At 61.1% G+C, this 17790-nt stretch carries 13 protein-coding genes; 1 reads left to right on the top strand and 12 read right to left on the bottom strand.

Annotated features, from left to right (window positions below):
• Window positions 1–48: 48 nt before the first annotated feature.
• The 9 genes from ACP7BX_RS07095 to betI all read right to left on the bottom strand — a co-directional run bounded on the left by ACP7BX_RS07095 (window position 49) and on the right by betI (window position 12283).
• A complete protein-coding gene (locus ACP7BX_RS07095) occupies window positions 49–1227 on the bottom strand; it encodes an NAD(P)/FAD-dependent oxidoreductase (protein WP_426127353.1) in 1179 nt (392 codons plus the stop codon).
• 147 nt (window positions 1228–1374) lie between these two features.
• The gene (gene dbpA / locus ACP7BX_RS07090) at window positions 1375–2712 is read right to left on the bottom strand and encodes an ATP-dependent RNA helicase DbpA (RefSeq protein ID WP_231501119.1); all 1338 of its coding nucleotides are present in this window, start codon (window positions 2710–2712) and stop codon (window positions 1375–1377) included.
• Between the two features lie 130 nt (window positions 2713–2842).
• Window positions 2843–4270, bottom strand: coding sequence for a multidrug transporter subunit MdtD (mdtD, locus tag ACP7BX_RS07085; protein WP_016977771.1), 1428 nt, complete (start codon window positions 4268–4270; stop codon window positions 2843–2845).
• 36 nt (window positions 4271–4306) lie between these two features.
• Window positions 4307–5155: an alpha/beta hydrolase gene (locus tag ACP7BX_RS07080; RefSeq protein WP_314530251.1), complete on the bottom strand. Its 849-nt coding sequence runs from the start codon at window positions 5153–5155 to the stop codon at window positions 4307–4309.
• A 163-nt stretch (window positions 5156–5318) separates the two neighbouring features.
• On the bottom strand, window positions 5319–6635 hold the full coding sequence (locus tag ACP7BX_RS07075) for a TldD/PmbA family protein (RefSeq protein WP_426130660.1): 1317 nt from the start codon (window positions 6633–6635) through the stop codon (window positions 5319–5321).
• A complete protein-coding gene (locus tag ACP7BX_RS07070) occupies window positions 6635–8077 on the bottom strand; it encodes a TldD/PmbA family protein (RefSeq protein ID WP_426130658.1) in 1443 nt (480 codons plus the stop codon). Before ACP7BX_RS07070 ends, ACP7BX_RS07075 begins: the two co-directional genes overlap by 1 nt.
• Before the next feature lie 189 nt (window positions 8078–8266).
• A complete protein-coding gene (gene betA, locus ACP7BX_RS07065) occupies window positions 8267–9970 on the bottom strand; it encodes a choline dehydrogenase (RefSeq protein ID WP_314530260.1) in 1704 nt (567 codons plus the stop codon).
• Window positions 9971–10106: 136 nt separating this feature from the next.
• Entirely contained in the window at window positions 10107–11579 is a 1473-nt protein-coding gene (betB, locus tag ACP7BX_RS07060; protein ID WP_426130655.1) for a betaine-aldehyde dehydrogenase, read from the bottom strand.
• A gap of 110 nt (window positions 11580–11689) precedes the next feature.
• Window positions 11690–12283, bottom strand: coding sequence for a transcriptional regulator BetI (gene betI / locus ACP7BX_RS07055; RefSeq protein WP_016977777.1), 594 nt, complete (start codon window positions 12281–12283; stop codon window positions 11690–11692).
• 379 nt (window positions 12284–12662) lie between these two features.
• On the opposite strand from betI, the gene ACP7BX_RS07050 reads away from it, so the two are divergent.
• Window positions 12663–14597, top strand: a complete 1935-nt coding sequence (locus ACP7BX_RS07050) for a BCCT family transporter (protein ID WP_237142559.1) — start codon at window positions 12663–12665, stop codon at window positions 14595–14597.
• A gap of 64 nt (window positions 14598–14661) precedes the next feature.
• Here the strand turns inward: ACP7BX_RS07050 and choV are convergent, their stop codons facing one another.
• The 3 genes from choV to ACP7BX_RS07035 form a co-directional block, all read right to left on the bottom strand.
• Window positions 14662–15840, bottom strand: a complete 1179-nt coding sequence (gene choV, locus ACP7BX_RS07045) for a choline ABC transporter ATP-binding protein (protein ID WP_058426626.1) — start codon at window positions 15838–15840, stop codon at window positions 14662–14664.
• A complete protein-coding gene (gene choW, locus ACP7BX_RS07040; protein ID WP_016972877.1) occupies window positions 15837–16682 on the bottom strand; it encodes a choline ABC transporter permease subunit in 846 nt (281 codons plus the stop codon). The genes choV and choW overlap by 4 nt, the downstream gene beginning before the upstream one ends.
• Before the next feature lie 66 nt (window positions 16683–16748).
• Window positions 16749–17696 carry a choline ABC transporter substrate-binding protein gene (locus tag ACP7BX_RS07035; protein ID WP_033898028.1) on the bottom strand — a complete coding sequence of 316 codons (948 nt, stop codon included), beginning with the start codon at window positions 17694–17696 and terminating at the stop codon, window positions 16749–16751.
• Window positions 17697–17790 lie beyond the last annotated feature (94 nt).

Here is a 17790-nt window from a genome sequence, read left to right as displayed (position 1 = left end):
CAAGCTTGGCGATCACATCCAACAGCAAAATTTATCCCACTGCGCCGATCAGGCGTACTGCGCCGCCGCGTAACCCGAAGCCCAGGCCCATTGGAAGTTGAAGCCGCCCAGGTGACCGGTCACATCCAGCACTTCACCGATAAAGTACAGGCCGGGGCTTTTCAGGGATTCCATGGTCTTGGACGACACTTCACGCGTGTCCACACCGCCCAGGGTCACTTCGGCCGTGCGATAGCCTTCGGTACCTGCCGGCACCAATTGCCAGTTGCCGAGCTTCTGCGCGATGTCGGCGACTTCCGCATGGGTGTACTGCTTCATCGGCTTGGACGCGAACCAGGTGTCCGCCAGCAGGTTGGCCATCTTCTTGGTGAAGATCTCGCCCAGCAGGGTTTTCAGCTCGCTGTTCGGGCGCTCGGCCTGTTGCGCTTGCAGCCACTCGTGGGCGTCATGGTCGGGCAGTAGGTTGATTTCCACCGTGTCGCCGGATTCCCAGTACGAAGAAATCTGCAGGATCGCCGGCCCACTCAGGCCGCGATGAGTGAACAGGATGTTCTCGCGAAAGCTCTGGCCGTTGCAGCTCACCAGGCAATCCACCGAGGTGCCAGACAGCTCGCCGCACAAGTCTTTGAGCTGATCGGTGATGGTGAACGGCACCAGCCCGGCGCGGGTCGGCAGCAGTTCGTGGCCGAACTGCTTGGCCACTTGATAACCAAAGCCGGTGGCGCCTAACGTTGGAATCGACAGGCCACCGGTGGCGATCACCAGGGATTCGCAGCGCAGCTCGCCCAAGGTGGTCTGCAACTGGTAGCCGCTGTCGAGCTTGGCGATTTCCTGGATCGAGGTGTCCAGGTGCAGGCTCACGCCGACCTGGATGCACTCGTCCAAGAGCATGCCGAGGATGTCGCTGGACTTGTTATCGCAGAACAGCTGACCGAGCTTCTTCTCGTGATACGGCACGCCGTGCTTGGCCACCAGCCCGATGAAATCCCACTGGGTATAACGCGCCAGGGCGGATTTGCAGAAGTGCGCATTGTGCGAGAGGAAGTTGGCAGGCTCGGTGTACATATTGGTGAAATTGCAGCGGCCACCGCCAGACATCAGGATCTTCTTGCCGGCCTTGTTCGCATGGTCGATCAACATCACTTTGCGCCCACGCCCGGCGGCGGTCAGTGCGCACATCAAGCCTGCGGCGCCGGCGCCAATGATCACAACTTCGGTCGAGCGCAAAGCAATGTCCTCACAAAAACTTAATATGAAATGCAATCAAATGTGGGAGCTGGCTTGCCTGCGATAGCGCTGGTGAATTCACCATCGCTATCGCAGGCAAGCCAGCTCCCACATTGATTCGGTTCCCACAGTAAATATGTGGGGTTCTTACAGGATGCGAACGCGCAACGAACGGCCTTTGATCTTGCCGTCGTTCAAACGCTGCAACGCCTGCTTGGCGATCCCGCGTTCCACGGCCACGAAGGCCTGGAAGTCAAAGATCGCGATCTTGCCGACCTGGGCACCCGGGATGCCGGCTTCGCCGGTCAGCGCACCGAGGATGTCGCCTGGGCGAACCTTGTCTTTGCGGCCGGCAGCGATGCACAGGGTGCTCATCTGTGGCAGCAACGGGCCACCGCTTTGCGGCTTGAGGTTGTCCAGTTGGTCCCAGTTCAGCGGCGACTTCTGCAGTTGCTCGATGGCTTGGGCGCGGTGCGCTTCGGACGGTGCTACCAGGCTGATGGCGATGCCGGTCTCACCGGCACGACCGGTACGGCCGACGCGGTGGATGTGGATTTCCGAGTCGCGGGCCAGTTCGACGTTGATCACCATGTCCAGCGAGTCGATGTCCAGACCACGGGCAGCCACGTCGGTAGCGACCAGCACTGAGGTACTGCGGTTGGCGAACATGGCCAGCACCTGGTCACGGTCGCGCTGTTCCAGGTCGCCATGCAGGCCGACGGCGGAAATGCCCTTGGACGTCAGGTGATCCACGGTTTCCTGCACTTGCTGCTTGGTAAAGCAGAACGCTACGCAAGACGCTGGGCGAAAGTGCGCCAATACCTTGGTCACCGCGTCCATGCGCTCTTCCGGCGAGATCTCGTAGAAACGCTGCTCGATCTGGTCATCGGAGTGGAAGGCTTCGGCCTTCACTTGCTGTGGCGCGCGCATGAACTTGGAGGCCAATTGCTTGATGCTCACCGGGTAGGTGGCCGAGAACAGCAGGGTCTGGCGGCGCGGCGGGGTCTTGCTGATGATGTCTTCGATGGCGTCGTAGAAGCCCATGTCGAGCATGCGGTCGGCTTCATCGAGGATCAGCGTGTTCAGGCCGTCGAGGACCAGCGAACCTTTGCGCAGGTGCTGCTGGATACGGCCCGGCGTGCCGACGATGACGTGGGCGCCGTGTTCCAGGGAGGCGATCTGCGGGCCAAGGGACACGCCGCCGCACAGGGTCAGCACCTTGATGTTGTCCTCGGCACGGGCCAGGCGGCGGATTTCCTTGGCGACCTGGTCGGCCAGCTCACGGGTCGGGCACATCACCAGGGCCTGGCAGCCGAAGTAGCGCGGGTTGATCGGGTTCAACAGCCCGATGCCGAAGGCGGCGGTCTTGCCGCTGCCGGTCTTGGCCTGGGCAATCAGGTCCAGCCCCTTGAGGATCACCGGCAAGCTTTGCGCCTGGATCTGCGTCATCTCGACATAACCCAGCGAGTCGAGGTTAGCCAGCATGGCGGCGGACAGGGGCAAAGTATTAAAAGCGGTGGCGATGGTAGTCACGGGACTGGCTCTGCAAAACAAAATGTCGCGCAGTGTACCAGCCCTGTGGGATTTTCCCCGCAAGTTCTAGACGAGAAGCCTGTTAATGCTCGATATGCTGCTCGGGGCTGGCGGCACGCTTGCCGTCTTTTGGCGACAGTTGCAGGAAGATCGCGGCCGCCAGCATCGCCATGATGCCCACCGTGAGGAAGGTCAGCTGGAATGCGCCGAGGACCGTGCTGACGCCGTCGTTGCCGGTTTCGGCGGTAAACCCGCCGAGCAGCGCGCCGGCGCAGGCGACCCCGAGGCTCAACGACAATTGCGCCACCACCGACAGCAAACTGTTGCCGCTGCTGGCCTGGGCGTCATCGAGGTCGATCAGGGTGACGGTGTTCATCGCGGTAAATTGCAGCGAGTTGATCGCCCCGAGCACCGCCAGCATCCCCAGTAGCAGCGGGTAGGGCGTGTGTTCCGTGACCAATCCCATGCTCGCCAGCATGATGCCCAGGGCCAGGGTGTTGCCGGTCAGCACGATGCGGTAACCCAGGCGTTCGATCAGCGGGCGTGCCACGGACTTGGCAAACATCGCCGCCGCCGCCAGCGGCAACATGCTCATGCCGGCTTCCGACGGTGAATACCCCAGAGCCACCTGTAACAGCAACGGCACCAGGAACGGCAGGGCGCCGCTGCCCAACCGCGCAAATAGGTTGCCGAGGATGCCCACGGCAAAGGTGCGGGTCTTGAACAGCACCGGCGAGAACAGCGGATTATCGATATGCCCGGCGCGCAGCCAATAGGCTGCCAGACACGCGAGGCCGCCGAACAGCAGCAACATCACGCGCAAGTGCGGCAAGTGCAGTTCGCCCAGGCCTTCCATGGCGATAGTGATCAGCACCATCGCGGCGCCAAACAGCAGGAAGCCGATCCCATCGAAACGCGTGCGCTCGCTGCCGCGCAGGTCGGGGATGAATTTCCACACGGCGTAGCAGCCAATCATGCCCACCGGCAGGTTGATCAGGAAGATCCAGTGCCAGGTCAGGTATTGCACCATCCAGCCACCCATGGTCGGGCCGAGCAACGGGCCGAGTAAACCGGGGATGGTGATGAAACCCATGATGCGCACCAGTTCGGAGCGCGGGTAGGCGCGCAGCACCACCAGTCGTCCGACGGGCAGCATCAATGCACCGCCCAGGCCTTGGATCACCCGTGCGCCCACCAGCATGGTCAAGCTGCTGGACAGGGCGCACAGCAGCGAGCCAATGCTGAACAGCATGATTGCGCCAAAGAAGATTTTCTTGGTGCCGAAGCGGTCGGCGATCCAGCCCGACGCCGGGATCAGCAAGGCGACGGTGAGCATGTAGGCGATCACCACCCCTTGCATGCGCAGCGGGTTTTCCGCGAGGTCCCGGGCCATCGCCGGTAATGCCGTGTTGAGGATCGTCCCGTCGAGCGACTGCATGAAGAAGGCAATTGCGACCACCCAGGGGAGCCAGCGGGCGGTCTTGGCATCGAGCGGGACGCGGTTCGGCATGGAAACCCTTTTGGTTAGCAGGCTATGTGTTGGCGATTATGCGCCATTCGTCGCGCGTTTTCCCACCAGGAAATCCAGCAGTTCACGGTGCACCGCCACCGCGGCTTCGTTGGATTCAAGGTCGAGCAAGTGGCCAGTGTGTTCGGCGACGGCAAAGCTGCTACGCCCCACATACTGCTTGAACAACCGGGCCTCGGCGGCGGGGGTGTATTCGTCGAGGGCACCGTTGAGGAAGTGCACTGGCGTTTCAATCTGCCGCAGTGCCGGCAGGTAGTTGCCGTCGCCCAAGGCCAATACTTGGTGGATATGAAAACGCGCCTGGCGGTATTCGGTGGTGGCCATGGTCGACAGGTGACGGTGATTGTTGCGCTTGAGCCGGGGCGACAAATATTGGCCCACGGTTTCATTGAGCAAGTGGCCGACGGCGGACTTGTCATCGGCCTCGATCAATACACGTACGCGTTCCACATAATCGAGCATGGCTTGGTTGAGGTTGGGTGCCAGGGCCATCACCACTGAGCTTTCGATGGAGGGTGGGTTGTGCGCGAGCGTCAGCAGCGTGGAGATGCCGCCCCAGGAGGCCGACACCAGGTGGTTGACCTGAAAGCGCTCGACCAGCGCGCGCAGCATCTGCACTTCGTCGTCCTTGGTCACCAGGTCCAGCTCAGTGTTGTGTTCGCGGGAGTAGCCGGAGAACGGCAGATCGAACAACACCACATTGAAATGCTCGGCCAGGCATTTGCTGGTGCGGGCGAAGGAGCGCGTGGTGGACAGCGCGCCATTGACCATCAAGACGGTCTTCTTTCCAGAATCGTTTCCTAGCTGCTCAACATGAACGTTGTAGTGCTTGAACAGCTTCTCAATGACAAAACTTCCATGGTTCATGTCAACGCTCCAGCTTGCCCTTCCCGGGCAAGGTCGTGCTCTCGTGGGTGGGGGTGGCGGGATGCCATTAACCCTTATAACGAGGATTCTGGAGGAAAGGAAGGTGTCCTACGGTGGAGGAGAAACGCCTGTAGGAATGCCTCTGCCTACAGGCGTAAGACGCTTACAGAGTAAGTGTCAGGCGTTTTACCAACGCTCCTGGCAGCAGATTGGAGGCGGTATTGCGCTGACTGTAGGTGCTGGCAGAAAGCAGCAACTCCCGATCAGCGGTCAGGGCTTCGAGCTGCGAACCGAGCAGGCTGTAGACACTGTCATCAAAACGCATGGTGCTGACCGGCGCCTTGATCTCGCCGTCTTCCACCCAGAAGGTGGCGAAGCGCGTCATGCCGGTCAGGCGGGCCGCCGGCAGGTCTGAATAGTTCAGGTACCACAGGTTGCTGATGTACAACCCGGTGCCCAACTGCTTGAGGATATCGGCCTGGGCCAGGCTGCCGCCGGCCATCTGCAAGGCGCTGGGCGATTCATCGCTGCTTGCGCCATTGGTGCTTAAGCCATATTCGGCCGCGCTGCGCGAGTTGATCAATTGGCCCTCGGCGCTTCCCGCCTTGATCAGCGTGACGTCGCCGCGCGGGTAACCTTCGGTGGAAAACGCCTGGCTCAGGGAACCGCTGATCTGTTCAGTCAGCGTCACCAGCGGGCTCAGGGACTGTTCGCCGGCGTAGAGCTTTTGCAGCGAACTGCCCTTGCTGGCGATGGCCTGGGCGGAAAACCCACCCCAAGTGATGATGCTGATGATCTCTTCAATCGCCGCCGGGGCGAGGTAGGCGCGGTATTGCCCAGGCGCCAGTGTGTGCAGTGGCCGGCCGAGGAACTCCAGCTGTTCGCGGGCCTGCTGGAAGCGCGCGGCAAACTCGGCGCTGTCCCAGGTGTGCCCGGCGTAGCTGGCTTTCACCGCTTCGCCATTGGCGTGAAACAGGCTGAAATCAAAGTTGAAGCTATTGGCCTGGTGCCAGCCGAAGGCGCCCGACGAACTGGCAAAGCCCCGGCTGATGGGGCCGGCCGCATAGAAACCGACCAGGTCGACGCCGTGGGCGGCCTGGCTGATGTCTTCGAGTACCTGGGCCAGTTCCGGCAGCGGGCGGGTTTGTTCGTTATTGCTTTGCCAGGCGTTGTGGTTCAGCAGCAGGTACGGGTCCTGCGGTAGTAATGGCAAGGTTTCGCGCAACTGTTGCAGGCCATCGGCCAAACGCTGGCGGTCCAGTTCGGGCTCGCCGGCCAGGGTGATGCCGAGGTCGGCGTGGCGGCCGTCGTTGATCAGTTTCAGGTTGAGGCTGGCCTGTTGCACCTGGCCGGCCTGGCGCACCTTGGCGTGGTTGAAGCGCACGAATTCGGACGCTTCATCCGCATAGCCCAGGTGGAATTGTTCGTTGTCGGTGATGGCGTGCTTGAGCCATTCCACCAATGCCTTGAAGTTGTTCATCAGGCGTCTCCCCCAAATACGTCGACATCACTGAATACGCAGGCCGGCGAGGCATGACCGACGCGGATCACCTGGTTGGGTTCGCCTTTGCCGCAGTTCGGCGTGCCCAGGACCTTGAAGGTGCTGGCGTCACCGACTGCGCTGAGGTTGCGCCAGAAGTTGGCAGAAATGGCGCGGTAGTTAGGGTTCTTCACCACACCTTTCAGCTCGCCGTTCTCGATCAATTGGCCCCATTCGCAGCCGAACTGGAATTTGTTGCGCGCATCGTCGATGGACCATGAACGGTTGGTCGACATCAGCACACCGTTTTCGATACCGCCGATCAGTTGCGCCAGGCTCTTGTCGCCCGCCTCAATGTTCAGGTTGGCCATGCGGTCGATGGGCGCGCGGTTCCAACTGCTGGCCCGGCTGTTGGCCACGCCACTCATACCCGAACGGAATTGCGACAGCGCACCGCCCAGCGGCTTGAGCAGCAGCCCTTCGCGGATCAGGAACTGCTTGCTGGCGGGCGTGCCGTCGTCGTCATGGCTGTAGCTGGCGAGTTGCTCGGGGATGTCCGGGTCGAAGGTCACGTTGAGCAAGGGCGAGCCATAGTGCAGATGGCCGAAGTCGCTGGCCTTCACAAAACTGGTGCCGGCGTAATTGCGCTCGTCACCCAGGATACGGTCCAGCTCCAGCGGGTGGCCGATGGATTCGTGGATCTGCAGGATCATCTGGTCGGGCATCAGCAGCAGGTCGCGCGGGCCGTTGGGCGTGTTGGGCGCGAGCAGCAGTTGCAGGGCTTCGTCGGCAATGCGTGGCGCGGCACCGACCAGGCCAAAGCGGCTGATCACATCAAAGCCGCCTTGCTGGCCGAAGTTGCTGCCACCCAGGGTACGGCTCTGGCTATCGTTGCCGTCGTAGGCGGTCACGTTGACGCCGGGGAACACGAAGCGCTGGGCCTGGCGCAGTTCGGCGCCGGCGTTGTTGAGGTAGATCTGCTCGACGTGGGTCAGGCCGAGGCTGACTTCCCAGCTCACCAGGCGCTCGTCCTTCGGCACGGCGGCAGACTCATCGCCCAGCAGTTGGTAGCAGTCGCTCAAGGACGGGAAGGGCTGGTTGAGCTCAGGGGACAAATAGTCCGCCACATCACTGGAGACATGCTGTTCGCGCAGGTCGAGCAGGGCGTGGGGGTTGATCAACCGGGCTTGCTGTTCGGCACGCTCAAGGGCGGCTTGCAGGCCGGCCAGGGAAATGTCGTTGGTTGCCGCGTAGGCTTCCACACCGTTGAGACGCACGGTGAGCATGGCGCCTTCGTCGTGGTTCAGGTGCGGTGGTTCAGCGACGTTCTTGCGTACGGCCAGGTAGTGGCCGGACTCGCGGACGTAGCGCAGGGAGAAGAATTCGGCGGTGGTGCGCAGGGCACTGAAGTGTTTTTTGAGTGTGGCGTGGTGGTCGAACATGGGGCCTTCCTTGTGGGCGGCTCGTCGCGGGCAGACGGACAGAGTAGCTGATCAAGGAGGGGTTTTGCAGTGACTGTTCGGGCCTCTTCGCGAGCAAGCCCGCTCCCACATTTGACCGAGTTCCAACATAGGAATGCGGTCAAATGTGGGAGCGGGCTTGCTCGCGAAGGGCGCGACACGGTGTATCAGTTATTGCGCGGCAGGCCCCACTTCACGCATCGGCTTGCCACGCACCGGCGCATCGCCCGCCACGTAGTAGTCGGCGGTGCTGCGCGGCAGCGGCTGGCGGCCGCGGATCTTGTCGGCGATTTTCTCGGCGATCATGATCGTCGGCGCGTTCAGGTTGCCGGTGGTGATGATCGGCATGATCGACGCATCCACAACGCGCAGACCCTGCATGCCATGCACGCGGCCTTCGCCGTCCACTACGGCCATCTCGTCGGTGCCCATCTTGCACGAGCAGGACGGGTGGAACGCAGTCTCGGCGTGTTCGCGGATGAACTTGTCCAATTGCTCATCGGTTTGCACGTCGATGCCCGGGCTGATCTCGCGGCCACGGTACTGGTCCAGAGCAGGCTGTTGCATGATTTCACGGGTCAGGCGGATGCCGTCGCGGAATTCCTGCCAGTCCTGTTCGGTGGCCATGTAGTTGAAGAGGATGCTCGGGTAGTCCCGTGGGTTCTTCGACTTCAGCTGGATGCGACCACGGCTCGGCGAACGCATGGAACCCATGTGCGCCTGGAAACCGTGCTCTTTCACACCGTTGCTGCCGTTGTAGTTAATCGCCACCGGCAGGAAGTGGTACTGGATGTTCGGCCATTCGAATTCTTCACGGGTACGGATGAAACCGCCCGCTTCGAACTGGTTGCTGGCGCCGATACCGGTGCCGTTGAACAGCCATTCGGCACCAATGGCCGGCTGGTTGTACCAGAGCAGCGACGGGTACAGCGAGACCGGCTGGGTGCACGCATATTGCAGGTACAGCTCAAGGTGATCCTGCAGGTTTTCGCCGACGCCTGGCAGGTCGTGGACCACTGGGATGTCCAGGCTTTCCAGCAGTTTGGCCGGGCCCACGCCGGAGCGTTGCAGCAGTTGCGGCGAAGCGATTGCGCCGCTGCACACCAGCACTTCTTTACGGGCGCGGGCTTCAACGCGCTCTTCGGCGGCGCCGATCAGGTAACGCACGCCCACGGCACGCTTGCCTTCGAACAAGACTTTGTCGGTCAGGGCGTGAGTGACGATGGTCAGCGTGGAGCGCTTCTTGGCGGTATCCAGGTAACCGCGCGCGGTGCTGGCACGACGGCCTTTAGGCGTGACGGTACGGTCCATCGGGCCGAAGCCTTCCTGCTGGTAGCCGTTCAGGTCGACGGTGCGCGGGTAACCGGCCTGTACGCCGGCTTCAACCATGGCGTGGAACAGCGGGTTGTTGCCAGCCTTTGGCGTGGTCACGCTGACCGGGCCATCGCCGCCGTGCCAATCGTTGGGGCCGATGTCGCGGGTTTCGGCTTTGCGGAAGTACGGCAGGCAGTCCAGGTAAGTCCAGTTTTCCAGGCCTGGCAATTTCGCCCAGTTGTCGTAGTCCATGGCGTTGCCACGGATGTAGCACATGCCGTTGATCAGCGAAGAACCACCCAGGCCCTTGCCGCGACCGCACTCCATGCGACGGCCGTCCATGTGTGGCTCTGGATCGGTCTCGTAGGCCCAGTTGTAGCGGCGGCCTTGCAGTGGGAACGCCAGGGCGGCTGGCATTTGCGTGCGGAAGTCGAAACGGTAGTCGGGGCCACCGGCTTCCAGCAGCAGGACGGTGACGCCTTCGTCTTCGGTCAGACGGGTCGCCAGGGTGTTACCGGCGGAGCCGGCACCCACAATGATGTAATCGTATTCTTGGGACATTGGATGCACCCTCTTTTGAGATAGTCAGGTCGGGCCTCATCGCGGGCAAGCCCGGCTCCCACAGGGGAACGCATTCCAACTGTGGGAGCTGGCTTGCCTGCGATAGGGCACTCACAGGCAATACAAGGCTCGGGTCTTAGAACACCGAGGCGTAATCGCCCAGCTCAACCTGTACCGATTTGATGCGGGTGAAGTTGTTCAGCGAGCTGATGCCGTTCTCACGGCCCACACCCGACTGCTTGTAGCCGCCGACCGGCATCTTCGCGTCGGATTCGCCCCAGGCGTTGATCCAGCAGATACCCGCTTCCAGCTGATGAATCACGCGGTGGGCGCGGTTCAGGTCCTTGGTCACCAAGCCAGCGGCCAGGCCGAAGTCGGTGTCGTTGGCGCGGCGGATCACTTCTTCTTCGGTTTCGTAGGTGAGGATGCTCATCACTGGGCCGAAGATTTCTTCACGCACGATGACCATGTCGTCGGTGCAGTCGGTGAACACGGTTGGGGCCACGAAGGCGCCTTTGGCGAAGTCGCCGTCGGTCAGGCGGTCGCCGCCGCACAGCAGGCGGGCGCCTTGCTCTTTGCCCTTGGCGATGTAGCCCAGCACGCTTTCCATGTGGGCAAAGCTGACCAGCGGACCGAAGTTGGTGTTTTCGTCTTCCGGGTTGCCAACGCGAATGCGCGCGACACGCTCAACGATCTTGGCTTCGAACGCCGCTTGCAGGTGCTTGGGCACGAACACGCGAGTGCCGTTGGTGCAGACCTGGCCGGAGCTGTAGAAGTTGGCCATCATCGCGGTGTCGGCGGCGCGGTCGAGGTCGGCGTCGTCGAAGATGATCAGCGGAGACTTGCCGCCCAGTTCCATGGTCACGTCTTTGAGCGAAGAGCTGGAAGCGCTGGCCATGACTTTCTTGCCGGTGTCGGTGCCGCCGGTGAACGAGACTTTCTCGATGCGCGGGTGCTCGGTCAGCCAGGTGCCGACTTCACGGCCGCTGCCGGTCAGTACGTTGAACACGCCCGCCGGAACGCCGGCTTCGGTGTAGATCTCGGCCAGTTTCAGGGTGGTCAGCGAAGTGACTTCGCTTGGCTTGAAGATCATCGCGTTACCCGCGGCCAGGGCCGGTGCGGATTTCCACAGGGCGATCTGGATCGGGTAGTTCCACGCGCCGATACCGGCGACTACACCCAGCGGTTCGCGGCGGGTGTAGATGAACGACGTGTCACGCAGTGGGATCTGCTCGCCTTCGATGGCTGGCACCAGGCCTGCGTAGTATTCCAGCACGTCAGCGCCGGTAACGATGTCGACGTACTTGGTTTCGGAGAAGGATTTACCGGTGTCCAGGGTTTCCAGGGCGGCCAGTTCGTCGTTGCGCTCGCGCAGGATGTCGACAGCACGACGCAGGATGCGCGAACGCTCCATGGCGGTCATGGCGGCCCAGATTTTCTGGCCTTTTTCGGCGCTGACCACGGCACGTTCAACGTCTTCTTTAGTGGCGCGTTGCACTTGGGCGAGAACTTCACCGTTAGCCGGGTTGATGGCTTCGAAGGTGGCATCGCTGCCAGCGTCGCTGTAGCCGCCGTCAATGTAGAGTTTTTGCAGGTCGAAACGGGCCATAAAGTCCTCGCAAGTGCATAAGTGGTTGGCGTTAACCGCCGAACAGTGAGCCATAAGGGTGTGGCAACACTGAGCGACAGCAGTTCAGGGGTTGAGCGGTTATGTGTGCTCTAACTCACCTGCTTGGCCAATTGGAAATCCATGTATTCGTAAGCGATCCGTTGCGCCTGCTCCGTGTCGAAAGCGTCTCCCGACAGGGCGCCGCGCAACCACAAACCGTCGATCAGGGCCGCCAGGCCTCGGGCTGCTTTGCGCGCGCGCGGCAGCGGCAGCACTCGGCGAAACTGGCAGCACAGGTTGGAATACAGACGTTGATCGTTGATCCGCTGCAACCTGTGCAATGACGGGTGATGCATGCTGGTGGCCCAGAAGGCCAACCAGGTTTTCATTGCCGGGCCGTTGACCTGGCTAGCGTCGAAGTTGCCTTCGATGATCACCTGCAGGTGCGCCCGTGGGCTGTCATCCTTCAGGGCACGCCTGCGTTCGTGGACGTTCTCGATCAGCGCATTCATCAAGTACCGCATCGTTGCGGCGATCAGGCCGTTCTTGTCCTGAAAGTAGTGACTGATGATGCCGTTCGAGACGCCGGCCAAACGAGCGATCAGCGCAATGCTGGCATCTCCCATTCCGACCTGATCGATGGCCGTCAGCGTGGCTTCGATCAACTGCTGGCGGCGTATGGGTTGCATACCGACCTTGGGCATGTAGCACCTCTCCTTAGGCCTGCCGATGGGCGATCAACGTCCGTCGGCTTGAGGGCCAGTCTATTTTGTTTTGATTGAACGTTCAATCAACAAAGAATAAGATCTGCGACAAATGGTCGCGTCCTACAGGTATTTCCTACTTGTAGACGCGACATCTGGCACCTGGTTAAACCCCTGAAACGTCCCTGGGCACTGCGCTCATGGGGTGCAGGGATTTAAGGGGTGTCTTTATAACACCCGTCCGTCGACTGCCGAAAAATCGATGTCCCGGGATAACCGTTGCCTTGTGTTTCTCTCTCGCACTGCCCGGAGCATCTGCGCCATGAGTTCTGCCTCTCTTATAAAGACCCCGCCAGAAAAGGTGCGGGTCAACGGTTGGGTGTTCTACACCTCCACCGCGTTGATTCTGTTGTTGACTGCCATCCTGATCATCGCCCCGCAGGAGGCCGGGCGCATGCTCGGTGTCGCCCAGGCGTGGCTGTCGAAAAGCTTCGGCTGGTACTACATGGTGGTCATCGCCGCCTACCTGGTGTTCGTGGTCGGCCTGGCGTTTTCCTCCTATGGCAAATTGAAACTGGGCAGCAAGGACGACACCCCGGACTTCAGCTACGGCGCCTGGGCCGGCATGTTGTTCTCGTCGGGTATCGGCATTTCGCTGTTGTACTTTGGTGCTTCCGAGCCACTGGACCACTACTTCAACCCGCCCGAAGGCGCCGCCGCCAGCAATGGCGCCGCACGCCAGGCGCTGCAACTGACCTTCCTGCACTGGGGCCTGCACGGCTGGGCAATCTATGCCCTGGTCGGCCTGGCCGTGGCGTACTTTGCGTACCGTCATAACCAGCCGCTGGCCTTGCGTTCGGCGCTGTACCCGCTGGTGGGCGAGCGTTGGGTGAAAGGCGCGGCCGGCCACGCAGTAGACGGTTTCGGCATGTTCGTGACCCTGCTGGGCCTGGTGACGAACCTGGGGATTGGCTCGATGCAGGTGTCGTCCGGGTTGGAAAACCTGTTCGGCATGGAACACAGCAACACCAACCTGCTGATCGTGATCATCGTGATGAGCACCGTGGCGACCATCGCTGCCGTGTCGGGCGTGGAGAACGGCATTCGCCGCCTGTCCAACCTCAACATCGTGTTGTTCAGCGGCCTGCTGATCTTTGTACTGTTGTTTGGCCCGACCTTGCACTTGCTCAACGGCTTTGTGCAGAACATCGGCGACTACATGAACGGACTGGTGCTGAAAACCTTCGACCTCTATGTGTACGAAGGCGACGCCGACAAGACCGAACGCTGGATGGGCCTGTGGACCCTGTTCTACTGGGCCTGGTGGATTTCCTGGGCGCCATTCGTGGGCATGTTCATCGCGCGTATTTCCCGTGGTCGTACCGTGCGTGAACTGGTGGCTGGCGTGCTGCTGATCCCGCTGGGCTTCACCCTGGCGTGGTTGTCGATCTTCGGTAACTCGGCTTTGGACCTGGTGCTGAACCACGGCGCGGTGGAGTTGGGCAAGACCGCACTGGAACAGCCGTCCATGGCGATCTACCAGTTGCTTGAGCATTACCCGGCGTCGAAAGTCGTCATCGGTGTGTCGATCTTCGTGGGCTTCGTGCTGTTCCTGACCCCGGCGGATTCCGGCGCAGTGATGATGGCCAACCTGTCGTGCAAAGGCGGCAATGTGGATGAAGATGCGCCGCACTGGCTGCGGATCTTCTGGTCGGCGGTGATCACCCTGGTGACCATTGGCCTGCTGTTCGCCGGCAACTTCGAAGCCATGCAGACCATGGTGGTGCTGGCGGGGCTGCCGTTCTCGGTGGTGTTGATCTTCTTCATGTTCGGCTTGCACAAGGCCATGCGCCAGGACGTAGCTATCGAACAGGAGCAGGCGCAACTGGCCGAGCGTGGCCGCCGTGGTTTCAGCGAGCGTTTGACCGCGCTGGACCTGCAACCGAGCCAAGGCACCGTGCAACGCTTCATGGACAAGCACGTCACGCCGGCGTTGGAAGAAGCGGCGACGGCCTTGCGTGAACAGGGGCTGGAAGTGCAGACGCTGCTGGGTAAATCCAAGCGCTGCATCGGTGTGCGCATCGAGATGGAAGAGGGCAACCCGTTTGTCTACGAAGTGAGCCTGGATGCTTACTCGTCGGCACCGAGCGACCTGCCCGAGGAAGAGCGCACGCGTTACTACCGCGCCGAGGTCTACCTGCACAACGGACCTCAGGAATACGACCTGATGGGCTTCGCCCAGGAACAGATCACCCGGGACGTGCTCGATCAGTTTGAAAGCCATCGGCAGCTCCTTGGCCGTGTCTATAGCTGAAGGTTGATCATCCACCTGTAAAACAAAACGCCGCGATCCTCGCGGCGTTTTTGTACCTGGGGGATTACCCCAGGTTTTTGCCCAGCAGGGCGTGGTACAACTCGCTGTCTCCGAGAATCCCCACCACCTGGTTGTTGTCATGCAACACCAGCTTGTTCCCGGTGTGATAACGAATTTGCAACGCGTCGCGCATGCCGATATTCGAATCCACCAGCGTCGGCAACCGGCCCAGACCTTCCACCGCTTGGCCCGGCGCCCAGTTCTGCAAGTTCATCACCGCGCCATTCTGGCGGGCACCCTTGATGGTGTTGCCTTCGGCCAGGTCCAGCCACGAGTCGCCGCCCGGGTCCAGGCACACTGAACCGTTCACACGCTTGCAGTTGTCCAGGGTGCGCATCAGGCTGCGGCCGCACAGTACGTTCAGCGGGTTGGTATGCGCGACGAAAGTGCGCACATAGTCGTCCGCCGGGTTCAGCACGATCTCTTCCGGCACGCTGTACTGGATGATCTTGCCGTCTTTCATGATCGCGATGCGGCTGCCCAGTTTGAGCGCCTCGTCGAGGTCGTGGCTCACGAAGACGATGGTCTTGCTCAGCTTGCGTTGCAGTTCCAGCAACTCATCCTGCAGGCCTTGGCGGATCAGCGGGTCGAGGGCGGAGAAGGGTTCGTCCATCAGCAGGATGTCGGCGTCCATCGCCAATGCACGGGCCAGGCCGACGCGCTGCTGCATGCCGCCGGAGAGTTCGTCCGGCTTCTTGTTGCGCCATTGGGTCAGGCCTACCAGCTCGAGTTTTTCATCCACCAGCTTGCGTCGGTCTTTCTCCGGGCGGCCCTGCATTTCCAGGCCGAAGCTGATGTTTTCGCGCACTGTCAGCCAAGGCATCAGGGCGAACTTCTGGAACACCATGGCGATGCGTTTGGTGCGCATCATTTTCAGCTCGGCGGGTGTGCAGGAGGCGATGTCGATCTGGCGACCTTCATGCTCCACGAACAGTTGGCCACGGCTCACGGTGTTGAGGCCATTGATGCAGCGCAACAGGCTGGATTTGCCAGAGCCCGACAGGCCCATCAGTACGCAGATCTCGCCTTTCTCGATGTCCAGGCTGGCTTTTTCTACGCCGACAATCTGCCCGGTCTTTTTCAGGATTTCGTTACGGCTCATGCCCTGGTCCAGCAGCTTGAGCGCCTCGCGTGGGTCTTTGGAGAAGATCACGTCGACCTTGTCGAATCGGATAATGCTCATGCATCACCCCCTACTTTAGCGTCGGGTTGTTTGCAGATGCGGTCGAGCATGATGGCCAGCAGCACAATCGCCAGACCGGCTTCAAAGCCCAAGGCGATATCGGCGGTGTTCAGCGCGTTGACCACCGGTTTGCCGAGGCCGTCGGCGCCCACCAGGGCCGCGATCACCACCATCGACAACGACAGCATGATGCATTGGGTAATGCCGGCGGCAATGCTCGGCATGGCGTGGGGCAGTTCGATGCGCGAGAGCAACTGACGGCGCGAGCAGCCAAAGGCCTTGCCGGCGTCCATCAACTCTTGCGGTACATCACGGATACCCAGGTAGGTCAGGCGGATCGGCGCGGCAATCGCGAACACCACCGTGGAAATCAGCCCAGGCACCACACCCAGCCCGAAGAGGGTCAGGGTAGGGATGAGGTAGACGAAGGTCGGTACGGTCTGCATCAGATCGAGCACCGGCCGCATCATGGTGTAGAACAACGGTTTGTGCGCGGCAACAATGCCCAGCGGCACACCGATGACCACGCAGACCAGGGTGGCGAACAGCACTTGCGCCAGGGTCTCCATGGTTTCCTGCCAGTACCCCAGGTTGAGGATCAGCAGGAAGGAGGCGATGACAAAAACAGTCAGTCCCCATTTACGTTGGATAAAGTGAGCCAGCAGCGCAATCAGACCGATCAATGCCAGCGGATTGAACCAGGTCAGCGCGAACGTCACGCCGTGGATCATCGTTTCCAGTGTCGATGCGATTGCGTCGAAGTAGTTGGCGCCGTGTTGGGTCAACCATTCGACGAAGGCAGCGATGTACTGGCCTAGTGGGATTTTCTGTTCAGTCAGCATGGTAGTGAATGTCCACATGCGAAGAGGGAAAACATCCCGGGGCAGCGCACCGCCCCGGGGACAACATTACTTGGCGAGGTAGGCTTTAACGGCGTCGAGTCCTGGTTTGCCATCTACGGTGGTGACACCGGCGAGCCAGGTGTCGAGGACTTGCGGGTTGGCTTTCAGCCAGGCCTTGGCGGCGGCGTCAGGCTTTTGTTTGTCGTCCAGGACTTTACCCATCAGGGTGCTTTCCATGTCCAGGGTGAACACCAGGTTTTTCAGCAACTGGCCGACGTTGCTGCATTCCTGGGTATAACCCTTGCGGGTGTTGGTGTAGATGGTGGCCTGGCCGTAGTTGGGGCCGAACGAGTCGTCACCGCCGGTCAGGTACTTCATCTTGAAGCGGGTGTTCATCGGGTGCGGTTCCCAGCCGAGGAACACGATGGCCTGGTCACGCTTGGAGGCGCGTTCGACCTGGGAGAGCATGCCGGCTTCGCTGGATTCGACGACTTTGAAACCGGCGGTTTTCAGGCCGAAGGCGTCTTTGTCGATCAGCGTCTGGATGGTGCGGTTGCCGTCGTTGCCCGGCTCGATGCCGTAGATCTTGCCGCCCAGCTCATCCTTGAATTTGGCGATGTCGGCGAAGTCCTTGAGGCCTTTGTTGTACAGCGCTTCCGGGACGGCCAGGGTGTACTTGGCGTTCTCCAGGTTGGCGCGCACGGTTTCCACGGTGCCGGCATCACGGTACTGCTTGATGTCATTTTCCATGGTCGGCATCCAGTTGCCGAGGAAGATGTCCATGTTCTTGCCGTCGGCCAGTGACTTGTAGGTCACGGGTACCGAAATCATCGTGGTGCGCGGCTTGTAGCCCAGGCCCTTGAGGATCTCGCTGGTTGTCGCGGTGGTGACGGTGATGTCGGTCCAGCCGACATCGGAGAAGTTGACGGTCTGACATTGTGCCGGTTCTGCGGCGTGCGCCATGACTGGCAGACTCAGCATGGCGGCCAACAACAACGAGGGTGAACCTTTCATCTGGGTAGACTCCTGTGTTTTTTCTGGCGGCATTCGCCGCGCTTTATAAGTGTTGCGGTTGGTGCGTGCGACAACAGCTCTGGCACGGTGCCTT

Source organism: Pseudomonas sp. DWP3-1-3b3, assembly GCF_049896305.1.
Classification (GTDB): Bacteria; Pseudomonadota; Gammaproteobacteria; order Pseudomonadales; family Pseudomonadaceae; genus Aquipseudomonas; species Aquipseudomonas azotoformans_A.
Note: the sequence above shows the minus strand (reverse complement) of the source record. Positions and strands in the feature narration are given on the sequence as shown.